We start from the raw sequence: 13,448 nt of genomic DNA, 5'->3' as shown, positions 1-13,448 counted from the left end.
GATCAGATCCCGATCTCGTCGTCGTCGCCGTCGGCGTCCCACTCCCAGTGCTCGGCGGTCAGCCGGGCCGACGAGCGCCGCACGCCCCCGTCGGCGAGCCCCTCGGCGTAGGTGAAGCCGTACGTCGGCGGCTCGTACTCGTCGGGGTCGACGAAGGACTCGTTCCTCCGGAAGCGCCGCGCGACCAGCAGGACCGGGGTGCCGCCGGCCGCCTCGCCCGGGACCTCCCGAAGCGCCTCCAGCCGGTACCACTGCGGGATGCGTTCGCGGAGCTTCTCCCCGAACCGCGTGTCGCGGAACCGGCCGGCGACCCGGAGCGCGAGCGTCCCGTTCTCGGCGAGCCAGTCGCTCGCGCGCTCGACGTACAGCGCGGAGGTGTCGTAGGTGTAGTACGCCGCGTCGTAGTCGGCGTACGCGTCGGCGACCGGGCCGTCGGCCACGTCGCGCCGCAGCGTCGCCGGCGGCGCGCCGACCACGTAGTCGTAGTCCTCCCGGGCCAGGGCGGCCGGCTCGTGGCCGTCTCGGATCAGGGGGTTCGTGCAGTATACCGGGAGGGAGTCGAGCGTGAACGTCGGGTCCTCCCACCGCGCCTCGCGGTAGTCGCCGAGCAGCCGCAGCAACAGCCGCGTCTCGGTCACGCGACACGCCAGCGGGTCCGGGCTCGCGCCCGTCAGCCGCTCGCCGAGGGTCCGCAGTCGGTCGGCCGGCTCGGCGTCCGCGAATCCCGAACGGAGCCGCTCCGCGGCCGCGAGCAGGTACCGCCCGTCGCCGACGGCGGGGTCGAGGAGGTCGCCCTCGATCCCGTGCAGGCCCGCGTCCGTCGAGGCGTCGTAGCCGGCCGCATCGAGCAGGGCCTCGGGAAGCGGGTCCGGAGCGGCGGGGTCCGTCTCGATCCCATGCAGGCCCGCGACAGAAAGCAGGCGGTCGTAGGCGGCGACCGCGCGGTCGGGGTCGCCCTCGAACGAGAAGTGATCGAGGTACCCGACCGTCCGCGAGATCGCCGCCGTGACCCCGTCGTCGTCGAGCGCCCAGCCGGCCAAGTCCGGCGCACGCCGGTCGTAGGCGTCCGCGCGGCGCTCGCGGGCCAGCCCGAGCAGGTCGCCCGCGTCGCGCTCGACGCCCATCCCCTCGGCGAACTCCCCGAACCGCTCGAGTGCGTCGCCGGTGAGCGCCTCGTCGAGGAGGTCCATCCCCGCGAACACCCGCTCCAGCAGCGCCTCCTCGACGAGCTGGAAGGCGACGACGCGGGCGAACGCCCGGCGGTTCTCCGAGGGCGTGAATCCCGTCCGGCCGGCGCCGCGGACCCACGTGCCGTAGGCGGCACGCAGCGCCCGCGCGTCGGCGTGGTCGCGCTCGTGGGCGAGCAGTCGCGCGCGTGCCGGCCCGGCGGCGGTCTCGTCGCCGTCGCCGCGGCGGGCGGCGCGGACCGCGTCCCGGAGGTCGGCCGCGCGCTCGTCGTACCCGTCGAGGTCGTCGACGAGCCGCGCCTGTGCCGACTCGACGGCCGGCGCGAGCAGGTCGCCGAGGCAGTCGCGCAGCGTCCCGACGAGCGTGTCGAGCCCGTCGTCGTCGGCGACGGCGTGGCGCCCGGACGTACCGACGCCGTCGGCGTCGTCGACATCCCCCGCGTCGTCGACCGCGGACAGCTCCGCCGGCCGCAACGCGGTCAGCTTCGCGACGGCGAGCTGTTGGGCCGGCCGGAGCGTCTGCGAGAGCCGCCCCTGGCGCCCGGCGTCGACGATCCGCGCCAGCGGGATCGCGGTGTGGGTGACCGCGGAGACGCCCGCGACGGTCCGGACCTCCTCTGTGCTCTCGCCGTCCTCGGCGTTCTCGATGTCCCCGGCGCTTCCGCCGTCCCCTCCCTTCTCGGCTCCCTCGCGGTCGACGCGCTCGAAGACGAGCAGCCGGTCGAACCCCCCCGCGACGACGTATCGGGCCGTCGGCTCGGCGCTGGCGGCCTCGAACGCCGCGACCACCGCGGCGCCCACGTTCTCGGCGTCGCGTCCGACCGCCGCGAACGTCGCGCTCACGGCGCCGTCGTCGTCGCGGAGCCGCCCGACGCGACCGTCCAGATCGTACGCGTCGGGGTCGTACCCCAGCACGTCGCCGAACAGCGCCGCACACAGCGTCGCCGCGACGGTCTCGGCGCCGGCGTCGGCGCCGAGCGTCGCCTCGGCCCGGTCGGCCGCCTCGACGACGCGCTCAACGAAGCCCTGTCCGTACGAACCGCGTGGGGCACCTGACATGTCTCGCACCCGAATCGGCTATCTCTCGAAATCGGACCTACCTAATCCTTTCTCAGTCGACCGACCGCGGTCCGGACGGTCGGCGGCCGGGTTCCACCCGAAGCGATCGGGCTCGTTCCGCACGGCTCGTGTTCCGTTCGATCGGCTCGTCGCCCCTCAGTTCGGATCCGGACGGCTCGATAGACCCCCGGAACGGTACGGCGGCGACGCCGTGACGGTTCGGTATGACGTACGTCCGCATGCGGCAGAGTTAGGTCCGTTCGGCCCTTGACGTGGTCTGTGAACGACACCCAGACAGCCCGCATCCGGGTGTATTCTCCCGCCGGGGTGTACGACGCGTGAGCGACGCGGAGGCCGAGCCCGAGACCGACCGCGACGGCGCGGACCCGGAGGGGACCCCCCACGACCTCGCGCCGCTTCCGGTATCGGAGGCGGCCGACCTCGTCGACCGCGTCGCCGACAACGTCGCCCGCGTCATCGTCGGCAACGACGCCGCCGTCGAGCACATCCTCGTGACCGTGCTCGGCCGGGGCCACCTCCTCCTCGAGGACGTGCCCGGCGTCGGCAAGACGATGCTCGCGCGCTCGCTTGCGACCTCGGTCGACTGCGAGTTCAAGCGCGTCCAGTTCACGCCCGACCTCCTCCCGTCGGACGTGACCGGAATCAACGTGTACAACCAGAAGACCGGCGAGTTCGAGTTCCGCCCGGGGCCGGTGTTCGCGAACATCGTCCTCGGCGACGAGATCAACCGCGCGCCGCCGAAGACGCAGTCGGCGCTGCTGGAGGCGATGGAGGAGGGGCAGGTCACCGTCGACGGCGTCACCCGCGAGCTCCCCGACCCCTTCACCGTCATCGCGACCCAGAACGACGTCGAGCCCGGGCGCACCTACGAGCTCCCGCTTGCGGAGATCGACCGGTTCATGAAGAAGCTCCGGCTCGGCTACCCGGACCGGGCCGACGAGACGGAGATGCTGGACCGCACGGCCGGCGAGCACCCGATCGAGTCGCTGGAGCCGGTAGCGACCACCGAGGAGCTTCGCCGCGCCCGCGCCACCGTCGGCGAGGTCGGCGTCTCGGAACCCGTCCGCGAGTACGTCACCGACCTCGCCACCTACACCCGCGATCACGCCCAGCTCGGCGTGAGTCCCCGCGGAAGCATCGCCCTCGTGCGCGCCTCGCAGGCGCGCGCCGTCATCGACGGCCGCGACTACGTCGTCCCCGACGACGTGCAGACGGAGGCGCCGTCGGTGTTCGCCCACCGCGTCCGTCCCCGGACCGGCAGCGAGTCCGGCCTCGACGTGGTCGAGGACGCCCTCTCGTCGGTGCCCGTCGAGTAGCGATGCGGCTCACCCGACGCGGGAAGGCGGTCGTCGCCGTCGCGGTCGTCGCGGTCGCCTCCGGGCTCGCGTTCGGCCCGCGATCGCTCAACGCCGTCGTCGTGCCCGCGATCGTCGCGTTGAGCGCCGCCTACCTTCAGCTACGCTGGGTCGAGCCCCCGGCGGTCGCGCGCGACGTGCCGCCGGACGACCACGTCGGCCGGACGTATCCGGTCCGGCTGTTCTTCGGCGACCGCGACGGCCCCCGCCCGAGCGCCGACGAGGGAATGGACCGCCCGTTCGCCGGCCGCGTCCGCGAGCGGGTCGGCGACGGCGTCGACGCCGACCGGGTCGTCTTCGAGACGGTCGTCGGCGCCGTCCCCGTCGAGTACGACGTTACCTACGAGTCGCGCGGACGCCACCGCCTCGGCCCGGCCGGCGTGACCGCCCGCGACGCGCTCGGGCTCGCGGAGACCGACCTCTCGACGACGGAGACGAGCGAGGTGCTCGTCTACCCCGCGGTCCACGCCATCGCCGGCTGGGCGCGCCGCGACCTGCGCGCGCTCCACGAGACGGGCGTCCACGAGGAGCGCCGCGAGTTCGACCGCCTCCGCGAGTACGACCGCGGCGACTCGCTGCGCGACGTGCACTGGAAGTCGACCGCCAAGCGCGACGACCTCATCGTCAAGGAGTTCTCCGCGGAGGCGGAGACGGAGGCGGTCTCGGTCGCCGCCGGCGCGGCCGCGGCGCCCGGCGCCGCCGACGGCATGGCCGAGGCGACCGCGAGCATCGCGCTCGCACTCGTCGAGGACGGCGTCCCGGTCGACGTGTCCCTCCCCGACGGAACGCTCACCGTCACCGGCGAGCGCGGCAGCCAGGTGCGCCTGCTGGAGCGGCTGGCGGTGATCGGACCCGGACGCGTCGCCGACGCCGACGCGGACGTCACCGTCTACGGCGAGGCCGACGGCGTCCGCGTCTCCGTCGCCGGCGAGGACCACGAGTTCGCCGACTTCCGCTCGGACCGGCCCGCGACGTACGGCGTCTCGCGCCCCGACCCGCGCCTCGATCGCGCCCGAGGGAGTCGCGAGGCCGCCGGCGACGGGGAGGTGATCGCGTGAGCACGCCCGTCGGAAACCGGTTCGGCGGGATGGGATCCGGACGGACCGCCGGCGACGGCTCCGCCGACCGCGGCGGGGGTTCCGGAGGCGACGACGGGGACGCCGCCGGCCGTTACTCGGTCGCCGCGGCGGTCCGAACTCCGGCGGCTGCCGGCGTCGCCCTCGCGGTCGCGTCCTTTCTCGCGGTGTTCCACCACGTCGTCGACGTGGTCGGGGGCGCGACGTTCCTCCTGATGGAGGTGGCGGTCGTCGCGGCGGCGGCCGCGTGGCTCGGGGGCTTCCTCCGCGAGCGGACCGCCGTCGGCCTCGCCGCCGTCGGCTTCGCGCTCGCGCTGGTCGGCTACTTCATGTCGGTGCCGCCGTCGGCGCGCGCGCTGTTCACCGCCGGGCGCGTCGCCGGCGACGTGCTCGCGCTGCTCACGGGGCTGTCGGTGCTGCGGCTGCTCAACGCCGGCGCGTGGGCGCTGTTTCTCGTCCCCGTGCCGACGTTCCTCTCGACGTACTTCCTCGTCCGCCGGCGCTACCCGGCGGCCGCGACGGTCGGCGCGGCCACGACCGGCTTCTTCGTCCTCACCGGCGACGCCGGCGTCGGCGTCGCCCTCGCGGCCGCGGTCGGGGTCACGCTCGCGATCGGCTTCTCCGAGCTGGCCGCCGCCGGGCGCTCGGGCGTGCTCGCCCAGTGGGACACGCTCGCGGTCGTCGTCGCCGCGATGGTCGTCGTCACCTCCGTCGTCACCGTCGTCCCCGGGAGCGCGACGAACCCCGTGCTCCCCGGCGGCGACTCCCCGACCGTCGAGTCGAGCTTGGTGGCGAACACCGACTCCGTCGGCGTGCTCGGGAGCATCCGCCTCTCGCCCGAGGTCCGCTTCACCGTCGAGGCCGACGAGCCCGCCTACTGGCGCGTCGGCTCGTACGACCGCTACACGGGCGGAAGGTGGGTCAGAACGGGCGAGACGAGTCCCTACTCCGGATCCGGATCGCTCGGCGAGCCGGCCGGCGAGAGCGACCGCCTCACCCAGCGGGTGACCGCGCGCGGGCAGATGGACGCGCTGCCGGCGGCGTGGAAGCCCGTCGAACTCCGCGGCCGCGCGGCAGACACCGCGCAGGTGACCGACCACGGCGGGCTCAAGCCCGGGACGACGCTGCTGGAGAACGACACCTACACCGTCGTCAGCCAGCGCCCGAACGCGACCGCCGGGGAACTCCGCCGCGCCGGGACGGACTACCCGTCGTCGGTCTCCTCGCGGTACACGCAGTTGCCCGAGAGCACGCCCGATCGCGTCGGCGAGCGCACCGCCGAGGTGATCGACCGGGCGGACGCGTCGAACCCCTACGAGGCGGCCGTCGCCGTCGAGCGGTACCTCGAACGGACGAAGGAGTACTCGCTGGACGTGCCGCCCCCGCAGGGCAACACCGCCGACAGCTTCCTGTTCGAGATGGACGCGGGCTACTGCGTCTACTACGCGACGACGATGGTCGCGATGTTGCGAACCCAGGGCGTCCCGGCCCGGTTCGTCACCGGCTACACGTCCGGCCAGCGCGTCGCCGAGGACGAGTGGGTCGTCCGGGGCCTCGACTCCCACGCGTGGGTCGAGGTGTACTTCCCCGGCCACGGCTGGGTCCGGTTCGACCCCACCCCGTCGGGCCCGCGCGAGACCGCCGAACAGGCGAGCGTCGAGTCCGCCCGCGAGGAGGGAACCGAGAACGTCGACGCCGCGGGCTCGGAGGACGGGAGCTACGAGACGCCGACCGCGACACCCGACGCCGGCTCCACTCCCGCCAACTCGGACCCCGGCGCCGAGGCGGTCGACCCCGGCATCGACCAGTTCGGCAACGCGACGGTCGCCACCGCCGGCCCCGGCGGCCTCACCGCGAACGCGACGCCCGCCGGCGGCGGATCCGGCGGCGGCGACGGCGACGAGGGATGGACGCCCACCCGCGAGGACGTCGTCGTCGGCGCCGCCGCGCTGGTCGGCGTCGTCGCCGGCGCGCGCCGCCTCGGCCTGACGGGGCGGGTCCGACGGACGGTCTGGCTGCTCCACCAGTCCAGCGCCGACCCCGACACGGACGCCGAGCGGGCGTTCCGGCGCCTGGAGTACCTCGCGTCGGTCGTCTACCGACCGCGTCGCCCGGGCGAGACGCCCCGGCAGTACGTCGGGGCGCTCTCTCGCGACCGGTTCGGCGAGTCCGCCCGCACCGTCGCGGAGGCGTACGAGCGCGCCCGCTACGGGGGCGGCGTCGACGAGGCGGAGGCCCGGCGGGCCGTCGAGGCGGCCGACGACCTGGTCCGCCGCCACGCCCCGGTCCTCCGGCGCTTGGGCGGTGCCGGCAAGCCGACGTGATCGACGATCCGGCCGCCGCCTCCGCGTCCCTCCCGACTCTCGGCGACCGCGCGCCCGTGGGTCGAAATCCGTATGCGAACACCCGACAGGATTTAATACGGCGCTCTTGTAGGTTCGGGCGGAAATGTCCGAGGTATGCTCGACGTGCGGTCTGCCTGAGGAACTCTGCGTCTGCGAGGACGTGGCCAAGGAGTCTCAGGAGATCTCGATCCGCATCGACGAGCGCAGGTACGGGAAGGAGGTAACGGTCATCGAAGGATTCGATCCCAAGGACGTGGACATGGACTCGCTGTCCAGCGACCTGAAGTCCAAGTTCGCCTGCGGGGGCACCGTCGAGGACGGCGCCATCGAACTGCAGGGGAACCACAGCGGCCGCGTCGAGGGGTTCCTCCGCGACAAGGGGTTCAACGTCGCGTGACCATCGGACCGACCTGACACCGCACTCGAGCAGTCGCGTTCCGTTCTCCCGTTTTCGACGCCGCGAGCTACTGCGTCGTCGCGAACCGTCGCTCACCGTCGTCGAACACCGCCGGAACACCGCTGTCTCGACCCCGTCCGGGATCCGCCGACCGACGCCACCGAGACGCCAACGGCTTTAGCCGCCCTCGCGCTACCGGGAGCCAATGCAGCAGCGAGGCCTCGTCGCGCTCGTCGTCGTCTGCCTCGTCACGTCGCTCGTCGCGCCCGCGGTCGCGGCCGCGCCGGCGGCGGACGCCGGCCGCGACGCCGACGCTGACGCCGTAGCTATCGCTCCCGTCGAGCCTCCGACGGCGATCGGTTCCGATCCCCCGACGGCGATCGGCTCCGCGTCGTCGCCGAGAACCGCCTCGGCGTCGTCGTCGCCGACGGCCGCCTCGACCGCCGCCGGCGACGACATCCGGCTCACGACGACGCTCGCGCTCACCCCCGATCGGCCGGGATCGGTCGCGGTCACGCTCCGGTTCGAGTCCCCCGACCGCGTCACCGCCATCGAGGCCCAACTCGCCGCGGACGCCGAGTCGGTGACGACCGACGGGTTCGACGCGACCGACGGCGACACCTACGAGTGGGACGGCGAGACGGCGTCGCCGACGATCCGCTATCGCCTCCCGGTCAACCGGACGACCACGTCGGGGCGACTCGCCCGGACCGAGCTACACTCTGGTGGATCGCCGGAGGGAACCACTGACTCCGCCTCCGCCGCCGGCGACGAGGGATACGTGTTCGCCGACCCCGGTCCCTGGGCGCTCGTACAGGTTCCGGGGACGGGCGTGTCGTGGCGCTACCGCGGCGACACCGTGGGGCTCTCGCGGGACACGACGACCGACGGACCGGGCGCCGTCGGCGAGCGCGTGGCGTTCCTCGGCGAGCACACCGTCCGCGAGCACAGCGCGAACGGACAGACGTTCCGGCTCGTCGTCCCCGCCGAGTCGGCCGACGCGATGCGGGCGCCGCCGGACCGCGTGCTCGACTCGCTGGCGTCGGCCTCGAAGACGCTCCGCGTCGGCGACCGCGACGAGTCGGTGTTCCTCGTCGCCGCGCCGACCGGCGTTGACTGGGCGGTCGCCGGGATCCAGACGGGCGACGCCGACGCGTGGGTTCGCGCGGACGAGCCGCTCGCGGACCCCCGAAGCGCCTGGCTCCACGAGTACGTCCACACGCGGCAGTCGTTCGCGACGACCGCCGAGACGCGCTGGGTGATCGAGGGCTCGGCCGACTACTACGCCGCCCTGCTCGCGCTCCGACAGGGGTTGATCGACTTCCCGGCGTTCGCAGACCACCTCGAACGCGGCGCCGAGGCGCCGTACGCCGACGACGTGCTCGCCGACCAGCGCACGTGGACGACGGCCACGCCCTACCGCAAGGGCTCGCTCGTCGTCGGGGAGACCGACCGTCGGGTCCGGCTGGCCGCCGACGGCGGCGCCAGCTTCGACACGGTGTTCACGCGCCTAAACGCCGACTCCGAGCCCGTCTCCGGAGACCGCTTCCTCGCGCTCGTCGCGGAGGCCGGCGACGAATCGGTCGCCGACGAGACCGGGCGGTTCGTCCGGACGGACGCCGCGCCCGAGATGTGGTCGGCGTCGGGCCACGAGACGGCGTTCGGCACCCCCGTCGCCCGCATCGCGGTCGAATCGCCGGCGGAGGTCGGCGTCGAGGGCGAGTACCGAAACGCGAGCCTCGCGCCGCCGGTCACGGTCGCCGTCGGCGAGACGCTGACCGTCCCGCTGTCGGTCTCGAACGACGGCGGCGCCGACGGCGACTACCGGGTCGCGCTCGCGGCGAACGACCGGACGGTCGCCGTCGCCAACGGGACGCTCGCGGCGGGGGAGAACGCGACCGTGTCGCTGTCGTGGACGCCGACCGAGCCCGGGACGTACGCGCTGACGGTGCGCGGGCACACCTACGAGGTGCTCGTCGAGGAACCGTCGACGCCCGCTGTCGCCTCGGTGTCGCTGAACCGGACGACCGTCGCCGCCGGCGACGCGGTGCTGGTGAGCGCCGAGGTCGTCGCGGACGGGGAGGTTCCCGCCGCGGGCGACCTCGCGGTCCGCGTCGACGGCCGCACGGTCGCGACCGAGCGCGTCCGCGTCGCGCCCGACGACGCAGCGACGCTGCGGGTACCGATCCGCGTCGACGAACCGGGCACCTACACCGTGTCGGTCGGCGACGCGACGGCGTCGCTCACCGTCGAGGCGGCGAACGGAGGGAGCGGGGGAGACGACGCGAGCGGTGGCGACGCGGGCGGGGACCTCGGCGTCTCCGCCCCCGGATTCGGCGTCGGCGCGGCCGCGGCGTCGCTGGCGGTCGCGCTCGCGCTGGCGGCCCTGCGGGGGCGCCGGTCAGAAGGGTGACTGCGGGCCCTCGTCGGCCTCGCGCGCGTCCGCGGGTTCGTCGTCGCCGGCGCCGGCTTCGAGCTCGCCGTCCCACGCCTCCAGCCCGCCGGCCATGCTCTCGACGCGCGCCTCGGTCGTTCCCTCGAACGACGTGATGAGGTTCGCCGCCTGGACGCTCGCCTTGCCGTGCGGGCACACCGTCACGATGTGCTCGCTCCCGGTCAGCGACGCCACCCGGTCGGGCAGGTCCTGAAACGGGACGTTCTCGGAGCCGGGGATGTGGCCGCGCTCGTACGCCCCCGGCGAGCGGATGTCGACGACGCGGACGTCCGCGTCCTCCGCGAGGAGCCGCTCGACCTCGTCGGGCGTGATCTCGCCGTCCATGCCCGTGGGGAGCCGTCGCCGGGTGAAAAGCGCTCCGCCGTCGGCGACCCCGTCGGAGCCCGTCGATCGCCGGTCGGCGCCCCTACAGCAGCCCCTCCTCGCGGGCGAGCAGCACGCCCTCCAGGGTCGCGTCGTTGGTCGGCGGCGAGCGAACCACGTCGACCGCCTCGTCGACGGGGACCGCCCGGGGGACGAGGTACTCGTTGTCGTCGAGCTCCTGTCCGACGGGTTCGAGCCCCTCCGCGAAGACGAACCCGCGGGTGTGGCGAAGCAGCCCGGTCGTACACTGCACCTCGCCGAGCACGGAGAGCGAGTCGGCCGCGAATCCGGTCTCCTCGCGGAGTTCCCGTCGGCCCGCCCCGGTGTACGACTCGCCGGCCTCGACGATGCCCGCGGGGAGCTCCAGCTGCGTGTTGCGGACGGTCGGGCGGTACTGCTCGACCATGAGGAGGTCGTCGCCGGCGCGGGCGACGACGACCACGGCCGTCGCCAGTTCCGACCAGTAGTACTTCTTCGTCGACCCGTCGGGGTGTTCGACGAGGTCGTAGCCGGCCGTCACCCAGCCCGTCTCGTACTCCACCGCCGTCTCCAGCACGGGCCACTCGGGCTCGCCCGGCCAGTCGTGGCGGCGGCCGTCGCCGAAGTCGGGTTCGTCGGATGTCCACTCGTCGGCGTCCCCCTCCGAGCCGGTCGCCCGGTTCGCACCGCTCGCGTCGGTTGCACCGTTCGCGTCGTTCGCGCTGTTCGCGCCGTCGTGGGCGTCGCGGCTGTCGTCGTTCACGGTTGGACGACGGTTACGCGGTAACGGGTATCGTTGTACCGGACGAAGACGGCGTCGCCGTCGACGGCGCCCGCGGGCGCGAACTCCCGGAACGTCGACAGCTCGTCGAACGGCGAGTGGCTGAACTCCTCCTTCAGGCCGTACGGCCCCCGGCGGTACGCCTCCGAGCGCCCGTCGTCCGACTCGACCGCCGAGAAGAAGTACCGGAACCGCTGTTCGGCGATGCCGCCCTCGGTCGCGTTCAGCTCGTAGGCGGGGCCCTCGGCCTCGGCCGCGGGGGTCGCCTCCAGGTAGTACGGGTCGCCCGAACCCAGATACGACGGGAGCGCCCCGAGCGCGAGCAGGAGGAGGACGACGGCGACGATGCCGACGAGGAATTTCCGGGTGACCGGTCGCATGGGCGCGGTAGGGGACGACGGCGCAAACGCGTTATGCCTCGTCGCTTCCGGTTTCGCCGCCGCCGTCGACGACGGGTCGGTACGCCCGGCCGAACGCGCGCCGCCGGAGCGTTCCGAGCGCGGCCTCGCGCTCGGCCTGCCACGTCGCCGCGACGACGGGCTTGGTGCGCTCGCGGGTCGCTTCTCCGTCTCGCGGGTCGCCCCGCTCCCCGCTCGACTTCTCGGGGCGCTCGCTTTGCTCGCGCCCCGCACCGCTCCCCGCTCGCCCCGAGGACTCGCTTCGCTCGCCCTCGCTGTCGGGCGCGAACGCGACCGGGTGCCAGACGACGTTGTCGACGTTGTCGCTGCCGGCCATGTCCGGCTCGTACTCGGGGTGGTCGTCGAGCCACGCCTCGTACTCCTCGCGCGTGCCGACGTGAACCTCCAGCAGCGACGCGAACAGCGCGTCGCGAACCGTCTCGATCACCTCGCCGGTGACGCGGTCGGCGTACTCCTCGCGGTCGAACTCCATCGCCTTCGCCGCCTCGCGGACGGCGACCTTCGCGGCGGGCACGAGCGTCTCGTACTCCTCGCGGGCCTCCGCGGGCGTCGCCGGCGCGAGCGTCCCTTCGGTATCCATACCCGTCGGTGCGGGCGTGCGAGCCAAGAGTCGTTCCCTTCCGGGACCGCGGCCGGCTACTCCTCGGTCGCGTCGTCGGCTTCGTCGCCTGCTCCCTTCGGGGGTCCGCCGTCGTCGCCGTCGGCGTCGCCGTCCTCGTCCAACCCGTACATCTCCTCGGTCAACTCCTGGGCCTCCTCCAGTACCGACTCGACCGCCTCGTCGACGACCGCCTCGGCGGCGCCGCCCGTCGGGTCGCCGGTCACGTCCGACCGTGCGGGGTCGCCGTGCGCGTGGTCGTGGTGGCCGTGCCCATTGCCCGTCGTATCCTCGAACACCTCGTCGTACTCGGTCTCCTCGGCGAACTCGGTCGCCGCCGACGCCAGGTCCGCGGGCGTGCGGTCGCCCCAGTCGTCGACGTGCTCGTCCAGCCAGTCCTCGTGCTCGTCGCCGTGGAGCATCGCCGTGAACGCCAGGTGGTTCGCGAGGTGCTCGCCGTCGCGCTGGGGCGTCTCGCACACCGGACAGGCGTATCCCATACGCCGACTGGGGCGCCGAGCGTGAAAACGACTGCCGTCCGCGGTCGCCGCATCACTGCGATCCGATCTATCAGGATCATTGGGAGTGACTTCGACGTAGGCTGCAACCTGATCGTCCGCGTTGCTCGCGACTCGCTTGATATCCACTACTGACAGAATAACCAAAAAACCCTTTACTCAACACAATGTAGTGTATGATACCGATAAAGCCGTGAGAGGGCGATGACCTCGCATAGGTGAGAAAATCACCTCGTCTGGCTGGGTAGACATTCCGTACTTTGGGGACGTCACCCGGTCGGGCTGGCGGGTGGGAGGCCAATCACGGTCCGGTTTCATACTCGTGAAGCTTATTCTCGAGCTGTGCGAGTGAAGAGAAACTACTCTCAGTGATCCGCCTCTCGTCGATATACGATAGCCAATCAGTGTCTCGTTTCAGATCCTCAGCGACAGCACCTGCAAAACAGTCTGCAGCTTGTATTCCTCCCTCTTTCCGTGAGCCTTTATATGACACCTCAACATCCCCCACGAATTCGAGGACATGATCTCTGACCGCTTTACACTGAGGTGTTGACGCTACACGATCGAATGTAAACGTCGCGCGTTGCTCTTCTGGAGCACCCATCTCGAACAAGACTTCGCCATATGCGAATCCCTCAAGAGCGAGATCCCAGTCCGGTGGAAGACAAACATTCTGATACAGTAGATGGCTTAACTGGAGGGATTGTAGCTGATGACGCTCGAATTTCGCATATCCGAACTGCAGATGGTCGTTATCACTGAAGCACCCCATCATCCGCCGCTTCTGGACATCATTCATATCCCTCCACTTCGCCTCTGCAACGTCGGTTACCCGCCGGACTGTCTTGTTCGCGCACCTGGCACATGACATCCGATCGCCCCAAACGACAGCCGC

Annotated in this window: 12 protein-coding genes; 5 read left to right on the top strand and 7 right to left on the bottom strand. The window is 72.4% G+C overall.

Features of this window, described 5'->3' with window-relative positions; genetic code table 11:
• Positions 1–2: 2 nt before the first annotated feature.
• Positions 3–2,246, bottom strand: coding sequence for a hypothetical protein (locus K6T36_RS07750; RefSeq protein ID WP_222920775.1), 2,244 nt, complete (start codon positions 2,244–2,246; stop codon positions 3–5).
• A 338-nt stretch (positions 2,247–2,584) separates the two neighbouring features.
• Between K6T36_RS07750 and K6T36_RS07745 the strand changes: the two genes are divergently transcribed.
• The 5 genes from K6T36_RS07745 to K6T36_RS07725 all read left to right on the top strand — a co-directional run bounded on the left by K6T36_RS07745 (position 2,585) and on the right by K6T36_RS07725 (position 9,853).
• On the top strand, positions 2,585–3,583 hold the full coding sequence (locus K6T36_RS07745; RefSeq protein ID WP_222920774.1) for an AAA family ATPase: 999 nt from the start codon (positions 2,585–2,587) through the stop codon (positions 3,581–3,583).
• A gap of 2 nt (positions 3,584–3,585) precedes the next feature.
• The gene (locus K6T36_RS07740; RefSeq protein WP_222920773.1) at positions 3,586–4,680 is read left to right on the top strand and encodes a DUF58 domain-containing protein; all 1,095 of its coding nucleotides are present in this window, start codon (positions 3,586–3,588) and stop codon (positions 4,678–4,680) included.
• A complete protein-coding gene (locus K6T36_RS07735) occupies positions 4,677–7,022 on the top strand; it encodes a transglutaminase TgpA family protein (protein WP_225935077.1) in 2,346 nt (781 codons plus the stop codon). The genes K6T36_RS07740 and K6T36_RS07735 overlap by 4 nt, the downstream gene beginning before the upstream one ends.
• Before the next feature lie 124 nt (positions 7,023–7,146).
• Positions 7,147–7,440 carry a stress response translation initiation inhibitor YciH gene (yciH, locus tag K6T36_RS07730; protein WP_073307091.1) on the top strand — a complete coding sequence of 98 codons (294 nt, stop codon included), beginning with the start codon at positions 7,147–7,149 and terminating at the stop codon, positions 7,438–7,440.
• A 205-nt stretch (positions 7,441–7,645) separates the two neighbouring features.
• A complete protein-coding gene (locus K6T36_RS07725; RefSeq protein ID WP_222920772.1) occupies positions 7,646–9,853 on the top strand; it encodes a CARDB domain-containing protein in 2,208 nt (735 codons plus the stop codon).
• On the opposite strand, the gene K6T36_RS07720 is transcribed toward K6T36_RS07725, so the two are convergent.
• The 6 genes from K6T36_RS07720 to K6T36_RS07695 all read right to left on the bottom strand — a co-directional run bounded on the left by K6T36_RS07720 (position 9,842) and on the right by K6T36_RS07695 (position 13,352).
• Entirely contained in the window at positions 9,842–10,219 is a 378-nt protein-coding gene (locus tag K6T36_RS07720) for a rhodanese-like domain-containing protein (RefSeq protein ID WP_222920771.1), read from the bottom strand. The two genes, K6T36_RS07725 and K6T36_RS07720, sit on opposite strands and share 12 nt — an antisense overlap.
• 82 nt (positions 10,220–10,301) lie before the next feature.
• Positions 10,302–10,814 carry an NUDIX hydrolase gene (locus K6T36_RS07715; protein ID WP_225935219.1) on the bottom strand — a complete coding sequence of 171 codons (513 nt, stop codon included), beginning with the start codon at positions 10,812–10,814 and terminating at the stop codon, positions 10,302–10,304.
• Positions 10,815–10,996: 182 nt separating this feature from the next.
• Positions 10,997–11,398 carry a hypothetical protein gene (locus K6T36_RS07710; RefSeq protein WP_222920769.1) on the bottom strand — a complete coding sequence of 134 codons (402 nt, stop codon included), beginning with the start codon at positions 11,396–11,398 and terminating at the stop codon, positions 10,997–10,999.
• Between the two features lie 31 nt (positions 11,399–11,429).
• The gene (locus K6T36_RS18890) at positions 11,430–12,017 is read right to left on the bottom strand and encodes a DUF5809 family protein (protein ID WP_225935076.1); all 588 of its coding nucleotides are present in this window, start codon (positions 12,015–12,017) and stop codon (positions 11,430–11,432) included.
• A gap of 56 nt (positions 12,018–12,073) precedes the next feature.
• Entirely contained in the window at positions 12,074–12,535 is a 462-nt protein-coding gene (locus K6T36_RS07700; RefSeq protein ID WP_222920768.1) for a DUF5810 domain-containing protein, read from the bottom strand.
• A 319-nt stretch (positions 12,536–12,854) separates the two neighbouring features.
• Positions 12,855–13,352: a hypothetical protein gene (locus K6T36_RS07695; protein WP_222920767.1), complete on the bottom strand. Its 498-nt coding sequence runs from the start codon at positions 13,350–13,352 to the stop codon at positions 12,855–12,857.
• Positions 13,353–13,448: the final 96 nt, after the last annotated feature.

Origin of the sequence: Halobaculum roseum (assembly GCF_019880245.1) — an archaeon.
GTDB lineage: Archaea > Halobacteriota > Halobacteria > Halobacteriales > Haloferacaceae > Halobaculum > Halobaculum roseum.
The sequence above is the reverse complement of the archived record's forward strand: the minus strand, read 5'-3'. Positions and strand labels throughout refer to the sequence as shown.

Coding starts and splice junctions, on each gene's coding strand:
- K6T36_RS07750 (WP_222920775.1), bottom strand. CDS start 2,246: ATGTCAGGTGCCCCACGCGGTTCGTACGGACAGGGCTTCGTTGAGCGC.
- K6T36_RS07725 (WP_222920772.1), top strand. CDS start 7,646: ATGCAGCAGCGAGGCCTCGTCGCGCTCGTCGTCGTCTGCCTCGTCACG.
- K6T36_RS07710 (WP_222920769.1), bottom strand. CDS start 11,398: ATGCGACCGGTCACCCGGAAATTCCTCGTCGGCATCGTCGCCGTCGTC.
- K6T36_RS18890 (WP_225935076.1), bottom strand. CDS start 12,017: ATGGATACCGAAGGGACGCTCGCGCCGGCGACGCCCGCGGAGGCCCGC.
- K6T36_RS07700 (WP_222920768.1), bottom strand. CDS start 12,535: ATGGGATACGCCTGTCCGGTGTGCGAGACGCCCCAGCGCGACGGCGAG.
- yciH (WP_073307091.1), top strand. CDS start 7,147: ATGTCCGAGGTATGCTCGACGTGCGGTCTGCCTGAGGAACTCTGCGTC.
- K6T36_RS07720 (WP_222920771.1), bottom strand. CDS start 10,219: ATGGACGGCGAGATCACGCCCGACGAGGTCGAGCGGCTCCTCGCGGAG.
- K6T36_RS07740 (WP_222920773.1), top strand. CDS start 3,586: ATGCGGCTCACCCGACGCGGGAAGGCGGTCGTCGCCGTCGCGGTCGTC.
- K6T36_RS07695 (WP_222920767.1), bottom strand. CDS start 13,352: ATGAATGATGTCCAGAAGCGGCGGATGATGGGGTGCTTCAGTGATAAC.